The organism is Sphingobacterium sp. UBA865, from assembly GCF_002295765.1.
Taxonomy (GTDB): Bacteria; Bacteroidota; Bacteroidia; order Sphingobacteriales; family Sphingobacteriaceae; genus Sphingobacterium; species Sphingobacterium multivorum.
In genome coordinates this window covers 37,783-60,377 of record NZ_DBGB01000011.1, presented here as the reverse complement: position 1 = coordinate 60,377, position 22,595 = coordinate 37,783, and the positions used below count along the sequence as shown (strand labels likewise).

General features: G+C 37.7%; 21 protein-coding genes and 1 pseudogene. 12 read left to right on the top strand and 10 right to left on the bottom strand.

All coding sequences use genetic code 11. The annotated features are described in order from the left end of the window. The coding region (locus B2O97_RS05385) for an ATP-binding protein (RefSeq protein WP_286709366.1) at positions 1 to 1,038 on the bottom strand (1,038 nt) is incomplete at its 3' end. A 687-nt stretch (positions 1,039 to 1,725) separates the two neighbouring features. Here B2O97_RS05385 and B2O97_RS05380 point away from each other — a divergent pair. After that, on the top strand, positions 1,726 to 2,004 hold the full coding sequence (locus tag B2O97_RS05380) for a Crp/Fnr family transcriptional regulator (RefSeq protein WP_139145012.1): 279 nt from the start codon (positions 1,726 to 1,728) through the stop codon (positions 2,002 to 2,004). Between the two features lie 142 nt (positions 2,005 to 2,146). Then, positions 2,147 to 2,413 (top strand): hypothetical protein, encoded by a 267-nt coding sequence (locus tag B2O97_RS05375; protein ID WP_139145013.1) that lies wholly within the window; start codon positions 2,147 to 2,149, stop codon positions 2,411 to 2,413. A 136-nt stretch (positions 2,414 to 2,549) separates the two neighbouring features. Here B2O97_RS05375 and B2O97_RS05370 read toward each other — a convergent pair whose 3' ends face one another. The 5 genes from B2O97_RS05370 to B2O97_RS05350 form a co-directional block, all read right to left on the bottom strand. Next, a complete protein-coding gene (locus B2O97_RS05370; RefSeq protein WP_070566807.1) occupies positions 2,550 to 3,251 on the bottom strand; it encodes a lycopene cyclase domain-containing protein in 702 nt (233 codons plus the stop codon). Beyond that, positions 3,248 to 3,706: a sterol desaturase family protein gene (locus B2O97_RS05365; RefSeq protein ID WP_070566810.1), complete on the bottom strand. Its 459-nt coding sequence runs from the start codon at positions 3,704 to 3,706 to the stop codon at positions 3,248 to 3,250. The genes B2O97_RS05370 and B2O97_RS05365 overlap by 4 nt, the downstream gene beginning before the upstream one ends. A 9-nt stretch (positions 3,707 to 3,715) precedes the next feature. Continuing rightward, positions 3,716 to 4,552 carry a phytoene/squalene synthase family protein gene (locus B2O97_RS05360; protein WP_070567139.1) on the bottom strand — a complete coding sequence of 279 codons (837 nt, stop codon included), beginning with the start codon at positions 4,550 to 4,552 and terminating at the stop codon, positions 3,716 to 3,718. 4 nt (positions 4,553 to 4,556) lie between these two features. Next, positions 4,557 to 6,035, bottom strand: coding sequence for a phytoene desaturase family protein (locus B2O97_RS05355; protein WP_070566812.1), 1,479 nt, complete (start codon positions 6,033 to 6,035; stop codon positions 4,557 to 4,559). Between the two features lie 110 nt (positions 6,036 to 6,145). After that, positions 6,146 to 6,787 (bottom strand): MarR family winged helix-turn-helix transcriptional regulator, encoded by a 642-nt coding sequence (locus B2O97_RS05350; RefSeq protein ID WP_070566814.1) that lies wholly within the window; start codon positions 6,785 to 6,787, stop codon positions 6,146 to 6,148. 275 nt (positions 6,788 to 7,062) lie between these two features. Here B2O97_RS05350 and B2O97_RS05345 point away from each other — a divergent pair, with 275 nt between their 5' ends. The 5 genes and pseudogenes from B2O97_RS05345 to B2O97_RS05325 all read left to right on the top strand — a co-directional run bounded on the left by B2O97_RS05345 (position 7,063) and on the right by B2O97_RS05325 (position 12,339). After that, a complete protein-coding gene (locus B2O97_RS05345) occupies positions 7,063 to 7,935 on the top strand; it encodes a carboxypeptidase-like regulatory domain-containing protein (RefSeq protein ID WP_070566816.1) in 873 nt (290 codons plus the stop codon). A gap of 94 nt (positions 7,936 to 8,029) precedes the next feature. After that, positions 8,030 to 9,526, top strand: a pseudogene (locus B2O97_RS05340) (outer membrane beta-barrel family protein). Positions 9,527 to 9,727: 201 nt separating this feature from the next. Then, positions 9,728 to 10,237 (top strand): STM3941 family protein, encoded by a 510-nt coding sequence (locus tag B2O97_RS05335; RefSeq protein WP_070566822.1) that lies wholly within the window; start codon positions 9,728 to 9,730, stop codon positions 10,235 to 10,237. A gap of 177 nt (positions 10,238 to 10,414) precedes the next feature. Continuing rightward, positions 10,415 to 11,434 carry an SDR family NAD(P)-dependent oxidoreductase gene (locus B2O97_RS05330; RefSeq protein WP_070566824.1) on the top strand — a complete coding sequence of 340 codons (1,020 nt, stop codon included), beginning with the start codon at positions 10,415 to 10,417 and terminating at the stop codon, positions 11,432 to 11,434. Positions 11,435 to 11,526: 92 nt separating this feature from the next. Further along, entirely contained in the window at positions 11,527 to 12,339 is an 813-nt protein-coding gene (locus B2O97_RS05325; RefSeq protein WP_204990999.1) for a helix-turn-helix domain-containing protein, read from the top strand. A gap of 259 nt (positions 12,340 to 12,598) precedes the next feature. Here the strand turns inward: B2O97_RS05325 and B2O97_RS05320 are convergent, their stop codons facing one another. Continuing rightward, complete coding sequence (locus B2O97_RS05320; RefSeq protein ID WP_286767068.1) at positions 12,599 to 14,947, bottom strand: TonB-dependent receptor; 2,349 nt, start codon at positions 14,945 to 14,947, stop codon at positions 12,599 to 12,601. Positions 14,948 to 15,359: 412 nt separating this feature from the next. On the opposite strand from B2O97_RS05320, the gene B2O97_RS05315 reads away from it, so the two are divergent. Beyond that, positions 15,360 to 15,998, top strand: coding sequence for an isochorismatase family protein (locus tag B2O97_RS05315; protein ID WP_286767067.1), 639 nt, complete (start codon positions 15,360 to 15,362; stop codon positions 15,996 to 15,998). Between the two features lie 210 nt (positions 15,999 to 16,208). On the opposite strand, the gene B2O97_RS05310 is transcribed toward B2O97_RS05315, so the two are convergent. Next, complete coding sequence (locus tag B2O97_RS05310; protein ID WP_112375886.1) at positions 16,209 to 16,550, bottom strand: DUF4377 domain-containing protein; 342 nt, start codon at positions 16,548 to 16,550, stop codon at positions 16,209 to 16,211. A 238-nt stretch (positions 16,551 to 16,788) separates the two neighbouring features. Here B2O97_RS05310 and B2O97_RS25230 point away from each other — a divergent pair, with 238 nt between their 5' ends. Beyond that, entirely contained in the window at positions 16,789 to 16,968 is a 180-nt protein-coding gene (locus B2O97_RS25230) for a lmo0937 family membrane protein (protein WP_112375885.1), read from the top strand. A gap of 38 nt (positions 16,969 to 17,006) precedes the next feature. Further along, positions 17,007 to 18,203, top strand: a complete 1,197-nt coding sequence (locus B2O97_RS05305; protein ID WP_112375884.1) for a GAF domain-containing sensor histidine kinase — start codon at positions 17,007 to 17,009, stop codon at positions 18,201 to 18,203. Between the two features lie 70 nt (positions 18,204 to 18,273). Here the strand turns inward: B2O97_RS05305 and surE are convergent, their stop codons facing one another. Beyond that, positions 18,274 to 19,008: a 5'/3'-nucleotidase SurE gene (surE, locus tag B2O97_RS05300; protein ID WP_070566840.1), complete on the bottom strand. Its 735-nt coding sequence runs from the start codon at positions 19,006 to 19,008 to the stop codon at positions 18,274 to 18,276. Positions 19,009 to 19,059: 51 nt separating this feature from the next. Between surE and B2O97_RS05295 the strand changes: the two genes are divergently transcribed. Both B2O97_RS05295 and B2O97_RS05290 read left to right on the top strand, forming a co-directional pair. Next, positions 19,060 to 19,968: a diacylglycerol/lipid kinase family protein gene (locus tag B2O97_RS05295; RefSeq protein ID WP_070566842.1), complete on the top strand. Its 909-nt coding sequence runs from the start codon at positions 19,060 to 19,062 to the stop codon at positions 19,966 to 19,968. Between the two features lie 61 nt (positions 19,969 to 20,029). Further along, positions 20,030 to 20,296 carry a hypothetical protein gene (locus B2O97_RS05290; protein ID WP_139145015.1) on the top strand — a complete coding sequence of 89 codons (267 nt, stop codon included), beginning with the start codon at positions 20,030 to 20,032 and terminating at the stop codon, positions 20,294 to 20,296. 92 nt (positions 20,297 to 20,388) lie between these two features. On the opposite strand, the gene B2O97_RS05285 is transcribed toward B2O97_RS05290, so the two are convergent. After that, positions 20,389 to 22,407, bottom strand: coding sequence for a recombinase (locus B2O97_RS05285; protein ID WP_070566846.1), 2,019 nt, complete (start codon positions 22,405 to 22,407; stop codon positions 20,389 to 20,391). Between the last annotated feature and the right edge of the window lie 188 nt (positions 22,408 to 22,595).

The window sequence follows — 22,595 nt, the reverse complement described above, 5'->3', positions numbered from 1 at the left end:
AGCAAAAGGATAGGTCAATAAGTCGATCTTTCCACCAGCTTGTGTCACAATCGTATTGACCAAATATAGACCTACGCCAGATCCATCGACCATTTTGGTTGCGCGTTTAAATTTCTCAAAAATCGTCTGCTGCACTTCTGGCCCCATGCCTATCCCATTATCCTTTACAGAAATAACGACATAGCCATCTTCCTTGAAAGATTGCACTAGAATTTCTGGAGACTGTGACTCTGGTGTATATTTAATCGCATTATTCATCAGATTATAGAGCACACTACGCAGCTTACGTCGTACAAAAGTAAATTCCGAAACTTTTAAATCCTGTCGGATGATTGCATCGGTTTCTATCAGCTGCGGTGCTAAACTCAACCGCACGTCCTCTAGAATATTTGGAAGATCGATCAGTTCAGTTGATGCCTGATACTTCTGCTTTTCCCAACGACTTTCGGTCAGATCATCTATTATTTTTTTTATTTCTACCAAACTTTTCTCATGATTTTGCATTAAGGGCAAGAATTTCGCTGAATTTTTATCCTTAAATTCCTTCATTAACCCAAATGTTAGTTTAAGTACCAATAATGGATTTTTAATATCATGGGCTATTGTATCGAGCAGCAACTCATGTTCTAGAACAAGCCGTTCTTGTTCTTTAAGATCCTTTACTCTTGGCGTAATATCTACAAATGTAATAATGACTCCATTCGTCCGGTTCTCATTACGGACATGATAAGGGAGTATATTCATCTGGTACCACTTTAAATCTGTAGTCTGTATTTCTTTCTCCAAGATTTTACCTGTCGCTATCACCGTGTTTATATTACTGATAAAGGTCGGAAATCTAAAATTTTCTCTTATATCCTCTAGCGGCATTCCTATGAATTCAGATTTAAGATCAAACTGCTTCATTGCTGGTGGAGTGAACTTTCTTAAAATTAAGTTAGCATCAACGAATAACTGCGGGATAATGGTATTGCTAAAATAGTTTTCCAGGTCTTCGTTGAGTTGAGTTAAGTCACTAATTTTCTTGTTTTTATTCATTAAATACCCTATATATTATGAATAAAAACAAGAAAAAAACAGATATTGTTTTGCGGTATTAAAGCTCAAAACCGTAATTTGGGTCCATCTAAAAATTTTTAAATTCATTTTAAACAGCAATAGGGCTGAATTGATTACTGACATCAATCGTTACAGGATTGCTACAAAATAGAAAGCTTGGTAAGGGCTGAAATATCATTTCTTATACCAGATACTATCTCCTACTTAAAGCAACTTGCTGCACAATCCATTAGGTATTAAAAAATTCAATCTTGGGCATACATTTCACACTCTTTTGCCAACGGTGAAATTAATCCATTTATTGCCTGATGGACTTGGAGAATATTCAAATAAATTTGGAGAGGAATTATGGGCAGCCTGTTGCATTTTTCTATATTTGAAGTAAATGGAACTCTTATCTTATCTACTTAGAAACATAAAATTGAACAGCGCCGAATGTGATGCTATCGGCAGAGCCTTTAGTAAACAAATATTTGCGAAAGGTACTGTACTGGCACATCCTGACAATCACCACCAAAATGTTTATTTTATTGAAAAAGGATTATTACGCGCTTTTTATAATTTAGATGGAAAGGATATCACTCATTATTTTTTCGACGAGAATAATTTCCTGATATCTTTTGAAAGTTTTTTTTTGACCGCCCCCACCCCTATGGTAAACAGGTATTGGAAGAAGCTTGTTTGCGTGCTATCCCCTATAGCAAACTCGACGAACTCTGTAATAGCATCCCTGCTTTTAAGAACTTCCGGCTGCAGGTATCGCTGCAAGTGATTAGTATGCTATCCGAAAAAACTCTTGCATTACAATTTCAAACTGCCGAGCAACGCTATAAAAATATGCTCGACAAATTTCCTGGCATATTGCTAAGAGCCTCCTTGGGACATATTGCCTCCTATCTGGGTATTACCCAACAAACACTAAGCGTGATACGCGCGTGCAGGTAGTCGATTTCATTTTTAAGATATATTAAAAACACTGCAGATTATTTTAATTTGCTTTGCAGTATGAAATCATTACATATGAAAAAAATACTGTCATCCCTTGTCATCATCTTCATGGCAATAATGAGTGTTGCTCAATCCTCCAATGATAATTTTTGCAGGTAAATGGAAAACCGAGGAAGGCTTCATTATCACCATCACTTACAGCAACGGAAAATTTTCTGGTCTTGATCCCAAAGGACGTCCAACCCTCTACAATGTGCGTTTTGAAAAAAATGAATGGAAGGGGACTGTGGAAAACCATGATACTGGCCAAAAAGGCAATTGCGAAATGTACCTGCAGGGAAAAAAGTTGAAAATTGTGGCCCATAAAGGCATCTTTTCAAAAACTTTTTACTGGGTAAAACAATAAGCAAAAAAATTAATTAAGGTATTTTTAATTCAAAGTGAGAGTCGATAAAGTAAATCCATTACAAACATGGATTTACTTTCCAAAAAATCAAGCAGCGGATTTCTGAGCTTATTTGAGCTGTCCAAATGCATCCACTTTATAGATTGGATTTTAGGGGCATACTTTGAAACTTTTTGAAAAAGTAAAGAACCCACAAAAACTGAGTGTATCCGTACACTGCATCTTCAACCGGAATCGTAAGTACCCTAATCCCCATAAATTCCATTGGATTGTAATTGACAATAGGGGACTCCAATCCTGTTCCGGTAAGTATGCCGTTGACAGGTAAAAAGCCCAGCATCAGCAAAGTGAAGACTAAAGAGGCCTGCGTAATCCATTGTATCCGAAATACAAAGTGAAAAAGCACCAATGTCACCATAGTCACAGCAGCGGTAACTACGGTATAGATTCTGTCAGCATATCGAAGGGCAACAACAGCACATATAATGAAACTTACAAAGACAACAACATTATTAAAAGCCGATAGCGATTGTAATCTAAAAAATTTATCGATGCAGAAATAGGTAAAAATACATGAAAAAGGGATGAAGATAAAGAATAGCCATTCTTCCAATGGTAGTCCTGCTATAGCCAGTCCCAAGGTATATCTTGTGTCAAACCACCACACTCCCTTACTGGTAAACCAGACATCCCAAGCTATAAAAAATACAGCAACAAGCGCTGATGCCTTTAAAAATGGGATGAACTCACGATCGAATCGAAGCCGCTTGTCGAAGGATGCGACAAAACAGATTATGACCGTAAAAAATAAGATAAGCGAATAAGTATATTGCATCATATTTTTTCATTGTTAGTATACATTTTAAAGTATTTCATTGGAACATATAAAAAGCCAAAACACTCGCCCTCCTCTTTGCCTAAATGTTTATGGTGTTGTTTATGGGCGCGACGAAGCGCTAAAAAGTAAGGGTTATTCGTTTTACTCAACCATTTGAAACGTTGATGGATAAATATATCATGCACAAAGAAATATGCCATACCATAGAGCATAATTCCCAATCCAATATAAAACAGATAATTGTACGCCTTTAACGACCCAAAATACATCAACGCGATCGTGGGAAGGGCAAAAATGATAAAAAAGTAATCATTCTTTTCCAGAAACCCCACATTGCTGTGATCATGGTGATCGCGATGTAATATCCAGAGAAAGCCGTGCATAATGTATTTATGGATAAGCCAGGTGGCGCCCTCCATAGCAATAAAAGTGACCAATACTGTAATAAAATTCATAACTCTATTTTATAAGTAAGCAGCTTTGTAACGTAGATAACTTTTAAAAGCAACGTAGGCTTTTTGTGCATTAGGTATCCTAATCCTGCTTTCCAAAATTTCTTTGGAGGATTTTTTCCGAATCTTCGCAAATAGTGAAAGATAATATTTATAAGCCAGATAAACGCCAAATTTTGCCGATGCAGGCAATTTTTTGATTCCCAAAAGCGCTTCCTTAAATTCGCTGTGTATCTCATCCTCAATCTGGCTTTTGAGTGCATTGTCAAACACCGCCATATCCAGGTTTGGAAAATAGGTACGTCCAAGCACCTGATAATCTTCCTTGAGGTCACGCAAGAAGTTTATTTTTTGAAATGCAGAACCCAGTTTCATGGCGTAAGGTTTTAACTCCTCATAGCGCTGTCTATTACCTTCTGTAAAAACCTGTAAACACATCAGCCCCACCACTTCAGCCGAACCATAAATATATTCTTTATAACGTTCGGAATTATAGTCGACCTTATTCAGATCCATTTCCATGCTATGCAGAAATTGTCGGATCAGCTCGATGTCGATAGCATACTTATGCACCGTCTCCTGAAAAGACTGTAATATCGGATTTAATGAGATACCTTCCTCTAAAGCACAGTTAGTCTCGAGGTATAACCGCGCCAAAAGTCGCTGCTTATCATAACCATGAAAACTATCGACTATTTCATCAGCCAACCTTACGTAGCCATAGATTGCATAAATACTAGCCCTAATGCTTGGCTTGAGGGCCAATATACCAAGCGAGAAACTTGTACTATACTTTTCAGTTGTTTTTTTGCTTACTTCATAAGCGAGTTCATCAAATAGCTTTTTCATGGTCTTATGTTTTACGATATAATTCAATGGCTTCTTTGGCAACAATTTTCCCCGATAAGATGGATGGAGGTACTCCGGGACCAGGAACTGTCAGCTGACCTGAATAAAAAAGATTATGGACTTTCTTATTTCTAATCTTGGGTTTCCATACCGCTGTCTGTTTTAATGTATTTGCTAGCCCATAAGCATTTCCAGCGTAAGCATTGTAATCGCTGATAAAGTCGCTTACGCAGTAACTTCTCTTGTATGTAATCTGCTCGTATAGGTTTTTTGTACCAGTATGCTTTTCCAAACGCTCTAACATCTTAATTAGGTATTTTTCACGTGTTTCATCATCGTCTGAGATAGCTGTCGCCAACGGCATCAACAAGAAGAGGTTCTCACTGCCTGGGGGAGCCACATGAGGATCCGTTTTGGATGGACAACATACATAGAACAGTGGATTTTGGGGCCATTTTTTTTCACCATATATACAGTCAATATGATCGTCCAACGGATGCTCAAAGAACAGTGTATGGTGTGTTAGATTTGGAATGGACGATTTCATCCCCAGATAATATATCAAACTCGAAGGGGCAAAGGTCCTACTCTTCCAATAATCTTCATCATAGTTTCTCAAATCCTTGGTAAGTAGTGTTTCGATATGATGATAATCAGCGGATGCAACCACAAGATCAAATGCGTAATCTACGCCATTAACACCTAATGAAGTGATCTTATTCTTTTCAATTTTTAATGTATCAACATTATGATCGAAATGAAAAGTGACACCTTGCCTCTCCGCTACTTGCTGCATCGCCAGTACTAATTGAAAAAAACCTCCTTTCGGATAATGAGTGCCAAGTGCGTAACCGCCGTAGTTCATCAGGCTATATAATGCCGGAATATCCTTGGGTGAGGCGCCCAGAAATATGACCGGAAATTCCATTAATGTCCGCAATCGTTGGTCCTTAAAATATTTGGCAACATAGGATCGGAAATTGGAAAGCAAATCTAGCTTAAAAGCGCTAAGTGCAATCTTTGGAGAGAGAAATTCTCCCCAATTGTGACAGGGTTTATTGACGAAATCCCGCATCCCCACTTCATACTTAAATTTTGCAGCTTCCATAAATCGATCTAACTGCGTACCAGCCCCAGGTTCGATCTGTTCAAATAATAGTTTTAATTGCTGATAGGATTCCGGAACACGAACTTGTCCGGAGTCAAATATCATTTCAAATTGAGGATTGAGCGATACAAGCTCAAAAAAATCAGCTGTGCTGCATCCAAAATCCGAAAAAAAGGACTCAATGATATCGGGCATCCAGTACCAGCTCGGTCCCATATCAAATTTAAATCCTTCTTTCGTACTGAATTGTCTCGCCCTTCCACCGGGCTGCGTATGTTTCTCAAAAACATGCACATCGTACCCTGCTTTAGCAAGATACGCTGCCGCTGAAAGACCCGAAAAACCTGCGCCAATAACGGCTACCTTCTTTTTCATTTGTTTTTTTAGCTAAACTACTTGGGCAATTCCCAATACTTATTGGCACCGCAACTAGTAATGTACACATCCTATTGATTTTTGTCATTTCTATCGCATCCCGATGTGGATTATAACTTCACTTGCTCCAGCAATTTTTCCGGTGCAATATTTCTATCATAGATTAATTGATGAAATTTGCTCAGTTTATCCAATAAACTTATCAATGTTATTTTTTCGTGGTAGGTCAAATCGCCTGAAACAATCTGCGTCGCATGACGTATTTTTCCCATTTGCCGGTCCAATGCCGACAAGCCATTTTCCGTGATGTACAGCAACTTACTGCGGCGGTCCAGTTTTGAATCGTGTTGACGTATCCAACCTTGTTTGATCAAACGGTTTATAATGGCCATGCCGGCTGGTTTTTCATGAATATTCCTTCTGATCAATTCCATTTTTGTCATCTCACCAAAGGACCGTAGTGTAATAAGATAGATAAACTCCTCTTGTGTGGAAAAATCAGATTCCCAAATAGCAGCCTTTGAATAACTTTTTGCGAACCTATTCATATGCACTATTAACGTGCTGATGACACTTTCCGGACTACGCCCATTTTCCTTACCGTCCCAATTGGGTTCTTCGAGAACATCGGTTGCCTTTGTTACTATCCAACGTTTAAATCCATTTGCGTCAGTGCTATAGATTCCGTCTACGTTTTCCTGTTCAAACTCTTCAACTAATCCAATGATTTCTTTTAAAAGCTGATATTTCATACACTTTATTTAGAACATAAATATACCATATTTGTTTTAATTATTTTAAAAATAATATTTTTTAGAATAAAAATAAACCAACATCATAGCCTTAATAGTGGCAAACTGTAACCCATCGAGGATAGAGACTTGCTTTAACTATAACAAGACCAAGGTTCTAAAGTTATGTTCGTTTTTATTATTACACGTGCAACATTTTTTCCGTGAGCTCGACTAACCTATAGTCACTAACTGCAAACAATTGTCATCAAGCTTTGCACAAGAACCTTAAATACATGAAAGAGTTAAAAAAAATTGCCCTAGTTCTCCCATACCTGTTGTTTTTCGCTATATCTCATGCTTCGTCTAACACGACGATCATTTCATTCATCGATTCAACCTTTACTGTTACGGGAAAAGTAGTTGATTCTATTACTAACGAACCTGTTCATTTAGTTTCCATATCCTTACTGGATCATCAAAGTGGCAGCAATCCTGTCAGAACAGTGGTGACAAATGAAAGTGGGGACTTCCAATTGACCCATAGTCAGCGTTCATTTTACCTAAAAATCAATCATATGGGCTTTCAGTTTCAGATAAAAAGAATTGTAATACCCAACGGGAGCAATATAGATATGGGTACTATAAAGCTTCATAAGATTGACAATAAGCTTGAGGAGGTTGCAGTTTCTTCCAGAAAACCTCCCCTAGAACTTATTACCGGTGGGTATAGATTTAATGCGGAAAACAATATACTAGGCAATAGTACAAATATAGCAGAACTGCTCAAGCAGGTTCCGGGATTAACAGTTGATGAAATGGAAGGCAAATTACAATTGCTTGGAAAAGGAGCTACTGTATTGATCAATGGTCGGAAAGTCAATTTGGGTGGTCAAGATTTATTTAACTACCTGAAATCTCTACCGAGCAATGAGGTCTCGTCCGTTAACGTGCTTACAAGTCCGGGTGCGGCATATGATTCCGCCGGAGATGGAGGTGTGCTCGATATCAGACTTAAGAAAAATTCCAATTTGGGCTTCTTTGGGTCGGCAATTACAAGTGTTTCCACCCTTTGGGGGACGGACCAATCGCTCAATTTAAATCTTAAAAAAAGTAAGTTTGAAATTTCAGTGGGCTATAATTTTTCATATAGTGAAAACCCTACATAAACGAAACGATCTAATAAAAAACTATTACTTACCCGATTCTAGTTATCTCTATAGACAAGAACAGGCCAGCCAAAGATCCCAAAGAACACATTCCATGAAAACCAATACACTTTATAATATTGATTCGACGAGCACACTCTCTTTTAATTATTGGTACGCCAGCTTTTATGGCAAATTTCCTAATGAAAGAGACGCTACGATCTATAATCGGGAAGATCAATTTCAAAGGCAGCTTAAACAGCAGGACTTCATGTTTTTGGACAATAATTTTCATATCGCCGACTTCATTTATGATAAAGATTTTAAAACGAAAAGCAAGCTTTCGATCGGTATGAATTACGCGAAATACTCGAATGAGAATAACACTTCATTCTGGAGAAAGGCATATGATTTTTCTAACACGGAAATAAATTCCTCAGAAAATGATAGCAGAAATTTTATTACTTCCAGACCATATGAAATCTGGACATTCAATACAGATTACAAAACAAACATTGGAAAGGGTATTGATCTAAAATTCGGTGCAAAATATGCCCGTGCAAATACAGAAAGCTTCTTTAAGAATCTAGCCACAGATGGAATTATCGATGCAGGAGAATTAAATAATGAAAATAAGGTTTAATATAACGAAAATATACTTGCAGCCTATTCTTCTCTGAATGGTAAATTGAAACACTTCTCCTTCGATTTAGGCTTGCGATTAGAATCATTCGACTATAAATTACGAGCCGTTTCAACTGACGAACAAATTAAAAACAACTATCTTAATTTATTTCCGAACTTTAATATACGTTATGATTTCGAAGACCTTAAAAACAGCATTGCTTTATCAGGGAACAGAAGAATCGAACGTCCCGGGTATAGTATGCTCAATCCTTTTGCGGTGAACAATAATCCTATCTATTTCACCAATGGTAACACGCATTTGAAGCCATATTTTGCGAATAGGCTAGATCTGCAATATTCACATAAGTGGAATAGCAACCATTCACTGATATTTTCTTTATATGGAAACTCCTCGAAGAATATGTTTACATATATCTCCAGATATAATGAGGAAGTTGGGAGTCCAGAGTTTAACTATTATAATGATTACAATCTAAATCAAATTGGAGGTTATGTCATGTCGCAAAACAAGTTTGGAAGCAGCGTGAATGTCAGTACATATTTATCAGCACAACGCCCAACTTTCAGATCGAACAATACAGAAGATATTTTGTTACCTGGGATTGTCAACTTTAGTGGGTCGATCAATACTTTCATCTATATTCTGCCAAAGACTACTGTTCAAATACTCGGCTTTTATGCATCGAAAAGAAATAGTTTTCAAATGCAATATGGCGCAACGGGATATATCACGACGGGTTTACAGCAAAAAGTGCTTCAGGACAAGTTAAATATATCCCTCACGATTGAGGATATTTTCAACTTACAAAAAGGACCTATTTCCAGTTTAGGCAATGTGATTAGCATTGAAACAGTGAATAAATTGAAGTCACGCTATGCAAAATTGAGTTTCAGCTACAATTTTGGAAAAACCTTTTCAGCAAAACAGACCAAAAAGCTCGAAAAGGATTCGAGGATAGATTAACCCATCAATACTTTGATCATCACAGATGATTCGTGGAGGCATAGCGCTGGATATAATTGAGTTTAGAAAATAGTTTAAATACAGATAGACATTAAAATACCGCGAATTTAAAACGATTCACCACGAATTGGAATTCCCTTGAAAATTTGAGGAAAGTTATTCTAATTTAGTCCTATAAATACATAGAAGAAAAAGTGAATTATGAATGAGACTATCATAGAATTTGATAATAAAAAGCGCCTGAAATTAGCGCTGTTTGGTTTGCTGATGACGATAGCGGCTTTGGCATTTGCCTACTATATCTTCTTTGTCGCCGAAAAAATAAGAATTTTCCCTGGGTCACTGATGTTGACCTTAGGAGGCTTAGGGTGTTATTGTCTGATTGGTGGTATAAAGGCCCTATTTAATAAAAATCGAACCGGCCTCCTATTAAACGCAGATGGTATTCGATATAACGGTACACCAGTAGGAATAAAGGTTGGGACAGTAAAATGGACTGCGATTCAATCCGTCTCAACAGGGATGGCCCATGGTGTCCATTTTGTTTTTTTGAAGCTACACAATCCCGAAAATTATATACAGCAGTTCGCTCCACAAGTACAACAACATCTGCTCGAAAATGGAATAGCCATTTCATCCGATCAGTTGTCGCTTGACTTCAATGAGCTCAAAAACCTCATTGAATCATATTATCAGCGGTATCAGCAATAGTAAAAAGAAAAAGATTAGATCCCCCAAAATCGTTCAAAACCTGTACAAATCAATTGAATGAGTTGTTCGCCTAATATTTTTCATTGATCTTTTAAACAAAGTAAGTTAGGACGTCTAAACAAAACCCTGCGTCAAAATCCCTCCTACCTTTGTCTTAACAAAATCAAATTTTTAAAAATGAAAGCAAACAATTATCAAGGGGCATTACAGAAACCAATCGGTTCTGGCTTCACAGCAAAATCTACTTCCGAGGACGTCATTAAAGGAATTGATCTAAGCAATAAAATCGCAATTGTAACGGGAGGTAATACGGGAATCGGACTTGAAACTACCAAAACGCTCGCTTCTGCCGGTGCAACTGTTATCGTTCTTGCAAGAAACGTTGAAAAAGCAAAAGTAAATTTAGCAGGTATAGTAAATATCGAAATCGAAGAAGTGGATATGATTGAACCATCTTCTATTGACAGATTTGCTAGAAAATTCATTTTATCAGGCAGACCACTTCATTTACTAATCAACAATGCCGGTATTATGTGGGTCCCTTTGCAGCGTGACCAACGTGGAATTGAATCGCAACTAGCGACAAATTATTTAGGGCAATTTCATCTTACAGCTAGACTGTGGCCCGCATTAAAACAGGCGGGTGCTGCACGAGTTGTCAATGTATCTTCTCTTGGACACCATAATTCTTCCTTCAATTTTGAAGATCCAAATTTTGAAAATCGCGAATATGAAACTCTTCAGGCTTATGGTCAATCAAAAACGGCAAGCAATCTTTTCACTTTAGAGCTAGATAACCGAGCCAAAGATTTTAATATAAGGGCGTATTCTTTACATCCCGGCTCGATCGGAGGTACAGAATTGGGGCGGGATGCAGACCCGGAACAATGGAGGAAGTTAGGATTTTTAGATGAAAATGGAAATATACACCCAGCGATGATGGCTGCATTGAAGACCATTCCACAAGGTGCTGCGACTACGGTTTTTGCAGCGACCAGTCCGTTATTAGATGAAATAGGCGGTGTATATCTGGAAGATAACGATATCGCAGAGTTGCTACCAACAGATCCTTTAATCCCAACCCATACAAAACTGCATCAGAACGGTGTCCAACAATATTCATTGGATAAAGATTCAGCAAAACGCCTTTGGCACCTTAGTGAAGAAATGATCGGAGTAAAGTTCAATATAGACTAATATCCAAACGGCTTACGATAAAAGATTTAGCTATTAATTTTTTATATTTATGTCATCACAATGCCTTTAAAGCCGAACAGAAAATTCGAATCATGGAGTATAAAGCAAAATATATAACAGATGATATTAAGCTATCCTGTTATGAGGATAAGTTTTTCAAATCGGATATCAGTTTCGAGTGCCATATGTTAATCTGGTTTATTTCCGGCGAAACAAAAATTGTACAAGCCGATGCTACTTACGTGTTTAAAAAAGGTGATATTTTTCTAATTCCAAGAAATCAGTTAGCAACAATTATCAACTACCCAAAAGATGGACAGCCTCACAAAACGGTCGTGATGCACTTAACGAGTGAGAAGCTAAAAAATTTCTATGCAAATCTGACCATAGAGCCTTCTGCTCGAAAATCGGAAAAGATATACAGCTTTAACAATCATCCTTTACTGGAAAGCTGTCTTTCCTCATTGATTCCTGATTTTGAACTACAGAAACTGCCCGAGAACATTGCCTCCCTGAAAATCACGGAAGCAATCAGTATCCTCCGGGCGATAGATAAAGAAATAGATCCTATTTTGGCTAACTTTGAAGAACCCGGCAAAATTGACCTGGCAGGCTATATGGAAAAGAACTTTATGTTCAATTTATCGCTGGAAAAATTCGGTTATCTGACAGGACGAAGTTTAACCACCTTCAAAAGGGATTTTAGCAAGATTTTCAACCTCACACCGCAGCGATGGTTAACAAAAAAACGATTGGAGCTAGCACACTATCAATTTGTTGAAAAAAGAATGAAACCAATCGAAGTTTGTTACGCGGTAGGATTCGAAAATCTTTCACATTTCTCCTATGCGTTTAAAAAGCATTTTGGTTACACGCCTACCGATCTGCTAGCATCGGGACTTTGAAAAAATGTTGAATAGGTCTAATAGCGAATTTCATTCCGGATACATATTAAGCATTTGAAAACGTTGAATACAAATCATAGCGAGCGCAAGCTTATCTCAAAGGCCACCTATCATCGTGCAGACTGAAAACTCATATATATCAGCTAGCACAGATGAATCCAACTCTTATACGTCTAATGGGAGCAGCTTATAATACCTTCGAATCAATTCTATTTTATGAATTTTATTCCAGTTGCAATATAGAAATTACGATAAATAATTACAGATCCAATTGAATACCTAAATTTGCTATTGTCCCGCTTCCTTTTACATAATAACGGCCTTCATTGGTGGCTCCTCTCACCTCCGCGTGCAGCGGGAAGTAATCATTATTTAGGATATTATTAACTGAAAAAATGAAAGCTAGATTCTTTAATTTATAGCGCGTTTGGAAATCCATCAGCCCATAGCCCGAAATCGGGTATTTGCCATAATTATATTCAGAAGGTTGAAAAACATCGCGTTTACCCAAATGTAAATATTGGAGATAGACGTTCCACCGATCTGTCAATTTGAAATCGGCATTAATATTTATTTTAAAAGGCGAAATAATGGAGTTGTCCAATTTATCCTTATACTTTCCCTCATTTTTCAAATCTTGCCTACCATCCATGTACCCGAGTATAGTACCAAACTTGAACCAGTCAACAGGAGTAATATCGACAACAAACTCCAAACCGTAAATACGTTGCGGCACTTGAATCAATTCATAATTACCAGGTGTTGACGTTTCTGCGAACGTACTGCCTTTTTTGGAGGAGCTATAATACCCTGTCAATTGGTAGCTCAACATAGAATAGGTCCCGTTTAGACCCAACTCAACGTTATTGACAACTACTGGCTTCGGATCGATTTGACTCAAAGGTACTCCATTTCGCAATACAAGCCCCACATCGCCGATAGAATATCCTTGCGAAAATGAAGCAAAGGGCTGTAGGTATTTCAATTTATTATACCTTCCTGCCAAATTGAATACAAATGCATTTGAATTGCTCTTGTCTCCCGGAGTGACTTTCCCTGCTTTTGTCAGATCCCCTACCTTAAAATCCAAGTTTTCGTACCGCACACCACCTTTCACTATCCAGTAATCGGCGAGATTAAATTTACTTTGAAGATATAAAGCCCCACTTTTCATGTTCATATCGGGTGTCACTAATTCATCGCTCAACGTTTTTTGAACCGTGTGATCTTTTAAAAGATCTACTCCATAAATTAAGGTTACTTTATTGTTGTTGGATAGATCAAAGGGCGTACTGAAATTTAGTCTAGCTCCCTTATGATCTGAATAGGTTTGGTTGTAGGTTTCAAATACCGTGTTCATATCTTCATAATACAGACTCATATTTGCTGAAGTCCGACCAAAGTTGCCATCATACTTTACATGAAAAGCTTTATTGTAAGGTGTTCCGCCATTAATCACTGTATCTGAAGGGATCCCAATAGCGGGTTTACTTCCAAACTCCCCCTTAGTGCCGACGTATTTACTATCCTGAACACTTCTATAATAGTCACCCATCAATTCAATGCGATGATTATCGTTAATCTGATAACCGATCTTCGCCAAGGTATTATAACTTTTTGTCTCGCCCAGACCATAAAATGGACTTACAATGGTGCCATCAGAGCTGCGGACCACGCCGGTTCGCGCAATCTTTCCTTGCACGACATAATCAAACTTGTTTTGCGATCCCGAAAATACTTGTGCCAAATTATACCCATATGTTTCACTTGGTTTGACCAAGCTTAGGGAATTATTTAAAGAGGTTGACGAATGAAAACTCTTGTCTATCTTTGGCTTCTTTGTAATGTAATTAATTATACCACCGGCGGCACCATTTCCATACATTGCAGAGGCACCGTTGATGACTTCGATATGGTCAATTGCGCTAGCATCAATCGTCTTCATATCTCTTCCGCCATTTCTTAAAGGAGTAGATTGAGGAATCCCATCGATAAGTACCAAAAAATTCCGACCACGTATTTTAGCGATGAAGTTGTTTTGGCTTTCCTCACTTGGAGAGATACTTGGCACTTTCTGCATTAGGATATTGGGTAAGTTGTCATTTATCAGACGCTGATCTTCTAAGGTCTTACCTCCGATATAGGTAATTGACGATGGTACTTCGTCGATGCTTTCAGCCAATCTGCTCGCCGTCACGACAACTTCATTCAAATGATTACTTGTTTGTTCCATGACAAAGTCCGGAAGCTCCAGAATTTCCCCTTCCAGTGCGATCTGCGATCTGATTTCTTGAAAACCAATATGCTTTACGGTCATGGAGTGAATTCCTTTAGGAATCTTTGAAAAAATAAAATTCCCCTCATTATCAGTCTTGGTACTATTTATCCCGTCAATATTGATATACACATTGGACAAACCTTTCCCCACGGAATTTTTCACTTTGCCCTTAATTATCCCTGGTTCTTGACCATGACCATTTTTCTTAACAGTCATCGGTTTTTCCATGGAAAAACTTATTGCTGGAATTATAGAAAAACTTAAAACCAATAGACTACTAGCCAATATTGTCTTCTGGGTAATAAACCAAGATCTTGTTGTTTTTTTCACGTATTTAAGGTGTTTAAAAAATCATTTGCCCTGTCTGCATATTGATGTCCTTCTATTTCCAAACCTTGCTATCCTGAAAATACTGCTTTGCAAAAAGACATAATTACTATTTAGACTAATTATTATTAGCGGCAAATATAGTAAAGTTGGGAAATACTTAAAGCTAAAAATTTAGAATAATAAGCGATCGAATAACTACATCGATTATTCCATTAGGATGCAGAATGATAATAGCAGCAATAAATCTTAATGTACATTATGTTTTATGCTTGTTGTACTCCATTTTTTGCTGCTTCAACAGTCCCTAACTTTATCAAACAAAAGAAAACAGGTTCCTCTAGGTCAGATTTCATGAATACCGGAACCATTGACATTATAAAAAATTAGTATTAACATTTTAAATCTTAAAGTCATGGCACTTACAACAAGAATCAACGCGGACGATGTAGCGTTTTTATTGATCGATCACCAAAGTGGTCTATTCCAGACAGTAAAAGATATTGAAGTACCTACATTGAGAAGTAATGTAGTCGCTCTTTCACAGGTCGCCACTATTGAAAACATTCCTGTTATTACAACTGCTTCAGAACCAAAGGGTCCGAATGGTCCATTGATGCCAGAAATCCACGAAAATGCCCCACATGCACAATATGTCGGACGTACTGGTGAAGTAAATGCATGGGACACTCCTGCATTTGTTGAAGCTGTTAAAGCTACTGGTAAGAAAAAATTGGTTATTGCAGGTGTATTAACAAGTGTTTGTGTGGCGTTTCCTGCCATTTCAGCAATTTCGGAAGGTTATGAAGTTTTTGCGGTCATTGATGCTTCAGGCGATATGAGTCCATTATCAACACAAGTAACAATTTCTCGATTACAGTTGGCAGGCGTTATTCCCATTACGACCACAGCTGTAATTAGTGAAATATTAAAAAGTTGGAAACATACGGACGCTGCGAAATATGCACATGCACTTTCCTTGGTGATGCCTAATTATCAAGCTTTAATAGAAAGCTATTATAAAGCACAGGAAGTCGCACTAGAAAGCAAATAAGTATTTTTATTTTGTTTAACCATCTGCGGGATCGCTTTTACATAAGCTTATTCCGTAGATTACCTTCCGTTTAAAAAAAGCGTATCATCCGTTTTCATCACTTTTACCCTTTTCCTAAAGGAATAAAGGTCTTTTCCGTTTGGCAGTCTGGATAAGAAAATAAAAAAGTCCCAATCTCTCAAAAAGGGACTTTCTTAGTATATAATCAAATTACTTTTTTGTTTTTGACACTTGAGTTATCAGTGTATATTGCTGAGATGAACCATCAGCAGGAGGATTTCTGACCTCTTCGACCTTTACTTTGATCACATATTCATATCCTGATTCGTAGTTAAATCCCTGGATATTTCCATAAAAATATTCCCAGTTATCTGATTCTTTCGCCTTAACCTGCATGCACTTCATTGGGCTTACACCTTCGCAATCAACCAACTGCGGTCCCACAATCATTATTTTCTCATTGCTTTCAGCAGAATTTTTGCTACACTGGATAAAAAAGAATAAAATGAAGACGGCAAGAAGCCCCTTGAGTAATTGGTTTATACGTTTCATAAAAGAAATTTTAATAATAACTAATATAACCATTATATATATTCTTTACTATACCTATTTTACGCGCATCAGTATTGCTTATAACAACAATATTCAATATCTTCAAACCTGATGATTCTTCTTAAAGCGTTTGAGTTCACTTAACACAGCTTCTTTTTAGTAGTTTTTCCTATCGCGTTATAAAATTACGAAACGATTCGCTGATAATATTGTTCTTCAATAAACAATCGTATTTAATATGGAAGATCTATTATATTTGGCAGGTATCGGTATGGTGATCATGTGGGCGGTCACTTTTTTAGGCGGATTCATAACTGAAGATTTTATTCATATACTTTTATTTTTTGCGATGATAGTGTTTATATTTCGTGCAATTAAGGGTTTTAACAACTCTAAGGTGCATCAACCTCAACAGTAAATCAAAGCTATTAATAAACCAATCGACCGGCAATAAAGATGACGATCCCAAGCCAATTAAATCAAAATCAATGGTACGATATGCATAAACAGAAGAGCGACTTCGACTCCTGTCAAAGAATTTTGGAGGCTTTATGTGGCCACACGAAAATGAGATATGGCATGATACGCAAGAAAGATGGCCGGAAATGGGGAAATTGGTGTGTTTACGATTATCATTCTCAGAAGATCGTCAATAAAAATAGTGAACACTACGTTAAAATATATCAGGAAATAAGGAAAGGTTTCTCCCCTATTTACATTGATGATACCGAGCAGTGTTCTGTCGACGAATGGACACAAGTTCTTCACGAATTCGGTTTAAAAAGCTATATCTCTTACCCAATTATTAACAAAAATAATTCTATTGTTGGGCACTTGAGTTTCATGAACGCTGAACCAGTACACTTCGACCCAATTAAATTAGAGACGCTGCTACCTGTTTGCAGTGATTTGATTGCAATAGATTTCAAAACCATTATTGAACGTAGAAATACGAGGAAAAAATTGGAGCAGGAACTTAATTATTCCAAAAACAGAGAACTTGTTTTATCGTCCTTGGCTCACGACTTAAATAATCCCGTCAGCATCGTAAAAGTGATATCACAATATCTTGGCGAAAACATTAAAGATGAAAGCCAAAAAAACTTAATAAAGAAAATACAAGAGGCTTCATCACGCGTCAAAGGAGTGATAGATGATATTTTAGATTTCAGTAGTATCCGTCTTCAAGACAAGCTAATTAGAATTAATGATCATTATCGCATGGATGCATTGATCAAGCAAATTTTATCTGAATTTGAAGTATTACATAACAGAGCACTAATTGCCAACATCAACCTTCCAGTTGATGTACCTTGTGATCATCAGAAAATGGGGCGTGCATTCACTAATTTAATTGGAAATGCGATAAAACATGGTAATCCTTTTCAAAATATCGAAATAAATGCATTCATTCAAAAAGAAAATTTCATTTTTAGTGTTACAAATGAGGTCTCCTATCCTCAATATTCGGATCTTAAAGATCTATTTAAACCTTTTGTAAAAGGAGTCAATAGTAATGGGCTCGGATTAGGATTGTTTATTGTGAGTGAAATAGTAAAAATTCATAAGGGAAAAATAGCCGTAAATTTAAAGGACAATAAAATAACTTTTAACCTGATGATCCCAATAGATTCAACTACAGTTGTTCAATAGTAAAGTATAAACCAAGATTTCGTATTAAATTTTCGGCTGTTACCATCGTATTTTCTTTTATTACTACCTATTATTTATGTTCGCCTGTCTCCCTTGCTGCAAGTTCATCATGTGCAGTAAGATCAAGACGTAAAGGCGTAATAGAAACCAAATTGTGTTCTACTGCCCAGCGATCAGTACCTTTTTCAGCAGGTTCTAATGGCACCACTGTGATCCAATAGTTTTTCCTTCCCATAGGATCCTCTCCGGGCACCACACGGCCATCATATAAACGTACTGATTGTCTTGTCCAGGAAAGCCCCTCCGGGTTGGCTGGAAAATTCACATTATAGAGAGCAGGGCCTTTATTTTTCAGTAAAATCTTCAGCACATCGGTTGTCCACGGATACAATCCTTCAAAATCCGGCTCGGTCTTTCCTACGGGTGTGCTCAATGCTATACCGGTAATACCGAGCAGTGTCGCCTGCTTTGCCGCAGCCAAAGTTCCGGAATGCCACATGGAATTGCCTAAATTTGGTCCCATGTTAATACCCGAAAGTACAACCTGCGTATCGGGAAACATATGTAGACCCAACGCCACACAGTCTGCTGGAGTGCCATTTACCCTAAACGCTTCAATATCCTCAAAAGTTATCGGTGCACGTCGGTAGCTTAAGGGCCGGGAATGCGTAATAGCATGTCCCATAGAAGATTGCTCCACATCGGGCGCAACAATCTTTACCGTCCCAAACTCCTTTGCTGCATTTGCCAGTGCCGCAATCCCCGGTGAATAAATGCCATCATCATTGGTAATAAGTATATTCATAACTGTCCTTTTCTATGAAAACCAATCTCAAGCAGGCTTTGTTCAGCTTTTATGAAAGAACATGGCAAAAACATAAGGTTAGTACATAATCCTGCTGCTGGGGATGACTCAAACGGAGACAAAGATGAACTATGCCAATTGATTGAAGATCTTGGCCACAATTGCATTGTAGTAACCAAAAAAGATGCTGTCAAAAAAATCGACCCGCAGACAGACATCATTGCCCTTGCTGGCGGTGATGGGACTATAAGAATGGTAATTATGGCGCTATTGGAAAAAAAACTACGATTTAAAAGGCCAATCGCCATACTCCCACAAGGCACTGCAAACAATATTGCTATTTCTCTTGGTATTCCTTTGAACATTGAAAAAGCTATCGATCTCTGGAAAAATTGCCAACTTAAAAAATTCGATGTAGGAATGGTTATGGGGCTAGAAAGAAAGCCGTTGTATTTTATTGAATCCATTGGCTTTGGTGTATTTCCTTTACTGATGAAGAAAATGGATAAAAAAAATACAGAAGAGCTGAGCGCAGAAGATGAAATCAAAACCGCACTAAGGCAGCTTCGCAAACTGGTAGAAACATTCCGAGCTACCACACTAAGACTCACAGTGGCTGGAAATAATTATGAAAAAGATTGCATACTTGTTGAGATCATGAATATATCAAGTATGGGACCGCGGCTAGTTCTTGCTGCTGACGCTGACCCTGGAGATGGACAATTTGATATCATCATTGTCACTGTCGATCAACGCCAGGAACTTATTAGCTATATCGATGGACTATTGAATGGAACCAACGTCGAATTTAAAATAAAACCTATCCGGGCTAGTCGATTGGCGATGGAATGGGAAGGCAACGAAATACACATCGATGATGAGCACAAGAGTTACTTCGGCCAACAATTGAAGCTTACCTCGCTCGAAGGTATAGTTGAAATTGTCACTGGCAATAAATAAAATATGATTTGAACCAACGATAATGGATCAAAAAATGTTCTTTTTTAAAAAACTCGTTAAAATGAACAGATCTAAAAACACCAAAGAAACGCATGTTGGCATGCTTGTTCTTATCATCGCAGCCATTCCAAACCCAGATCCACGGGAGCCAAGCCCAGACTTATCCGAAGCTCAACAAGAGGGCACTTCCAAAGAAGATAGAGATCCCAATACCAATCAATCGGGTATTAAAGATGATCGTACCCATGACAGGGAGGAAGCGCAAGCCGAGCAGAAAGAAAAAGATGATGAAGATAAACCTGATCTTTCGGGTGATATCAATGTCTAGATAGGGCCACATCTTCTGCTAGCTGTATAGGTGTTGCGCCGACCTTAAAATAGCAAGATTGCTCAGCTAACACTGGAAGAAGCTTCCCATTTTTAATTTTTTTGTGGTGGAAAGAAAAATAGTTTTGGATTTATTTTGAAATAGATCCAAACCGCCTTTCCCATTTTAATCAATTCTTTTGATGGAAGGTTCCTCGAGCGAAACGCTAACAGTAAGGAAAGGGAAAAGCTGACCATAAAATTAAAGAATCCTATGATACCAATCCCTAAAATGCCCCAAATCCATATATCAGTAGATAGCTCCATCCCATGACCAAATAGTCCCAATGCCAGATTCCCACTGGCGAATGTAATGTGCCTTATATCTAGATTTAAACCTAAAAAAAGTCCAACGGAAGCTGTCGTTCCCATAAAGATCCCAAACCAAATATTGGATACGATACCAGCCCATTTTTTTTCATAAAACGAAGCTAGTTTGTTTGTTTTTGCCTGGCCGAATATTTTTTTCAATAGGGGATGTTCTTGAATGCGGTAGTACACAGAGTTGTGTTTGTCTCGGTTTGAAATACTGCCGGCAATAATCCCGGAAAGAAATAGAAAAATACCGGCGATAGACGCATGCAAGATCAGCGGTGTTTTTATTGGATTAAGATCATTGACCAGATGTAACCACTTGGCGCTCGCAATATTGACCTGAAACAATTGTTGAATTACCCAGACAAGAAAAAGGCTCATCGGAAAAGCCATCACAACATTACCAATAAAGGCAATAAACTGAGACCGAAATAATCGGGCAAACAATTCAGCAAATTTCCAATAACGATGTTTGCTGTCCCCCTGTTCGGAAATCCCTTGCTCAATAGCGTTCACCAATGCAGAAGCTGTCATCGCAGGCTGTTTGGTTGCCAAAGTTGCACCAAGAAGATAAATAAACGTAAAGCCAATCGCATAATTCATGCTGTAAAGAAATGCATGACCAAATTCACTGCTGTGTATCTTACCTAACAATAATTTAACGATGCACATAACGCCGACAATGAGGCCTCCTCCACAGGCTGAACGGAACATTTTCCAATATTCCTGTTTACTTGAGGTAATATAATGCTCACCGGTCTGCGCAGTATGATGCGTAATTTCGTAGGCCAAGAGCTGTGTACTCTGTCCAACCAATTTGCGAATATTGCTTTTCCGGGAATTATAACCAATAAGTGTAGTGCCCAGCGCAATCGTCTTTTGCCTCTTTTCATCTGCATGATCGATGACTAAAAACGACAAGATTTCTCGGATCCTTTCCAGTTGTTGCCGCATACGTAAGAGCGATTGATTCACTTTGATGGAAATTCCAAAACGATGTGAATTATCGAAAGCCGTTTCAATATACGATTCGCATTGCTTATGAAGTACCAAGATTTGTTTATAAGAAAGATCATCCGAGGAAATAAACTTATATTCTGATTGTAAAATACGATCATTCAATTCGGTAAACTCCCGCATAATAGCAATAAATGGGCTATCAAAATTTTGAAACTCGGGTACCATCTTGTTTACGTCTGTTTCCATTGCACGCCCGGTAATACGTTGAACCAACAGTTCCAACCCATACAATATTTCGGTCATTCCAAAACCCGTTTTGTCATCGTAAATCGTTTCAAATTGACATACACGAAACAGCTCATCGAACTGATGTTGCGGAATCGCGGCAACCCAGTCCGCATCCCCAGGTTTGTAAAAAACCTGATTTAACAGATATTGTAAAGTAGACTTAGGTGGTTGAAAAGGCAAATACCGCTCGGTGATTCTTTTTTTTAGTTCATAAAAAAAATCTGCGTAACTAATTATACCGGTATCAGAAATCAATTGATCAAAATCTTTTTCAGCCAAGACTCTTTTGAGATAAAGTTGAAAACATTGGAGTTCTTCGGGTGCTGCTGTAAGAAAGCCCAATAAAAATTGAATATCAACCTGATAAAGTACATGAACATGCTTTGGCCGGATGATGTCCACGAGTAAAACCAAAAAATCAACGTTTACATAAGCAGGATCCCTTAATTCACCTTTAAATCGTCCAAACAAACTTTTTACCTGCTGCTCTTTATCCTGTTCTTTTCTCATAAATTATAAAATCCCTACTCTAGATACCAAATTTGCATACATTTTGTTTTCCTACTCACAAAGATTGGCTCGCTGAATTGTGTCAAATAGCCACTTGAATCAATGATTTTGGTCATTTAGCTTCCACTTGAAGTTTTATACTTTTACAGGTAAGAAATTATAAATCAACGATTAACTTGATATAAGAG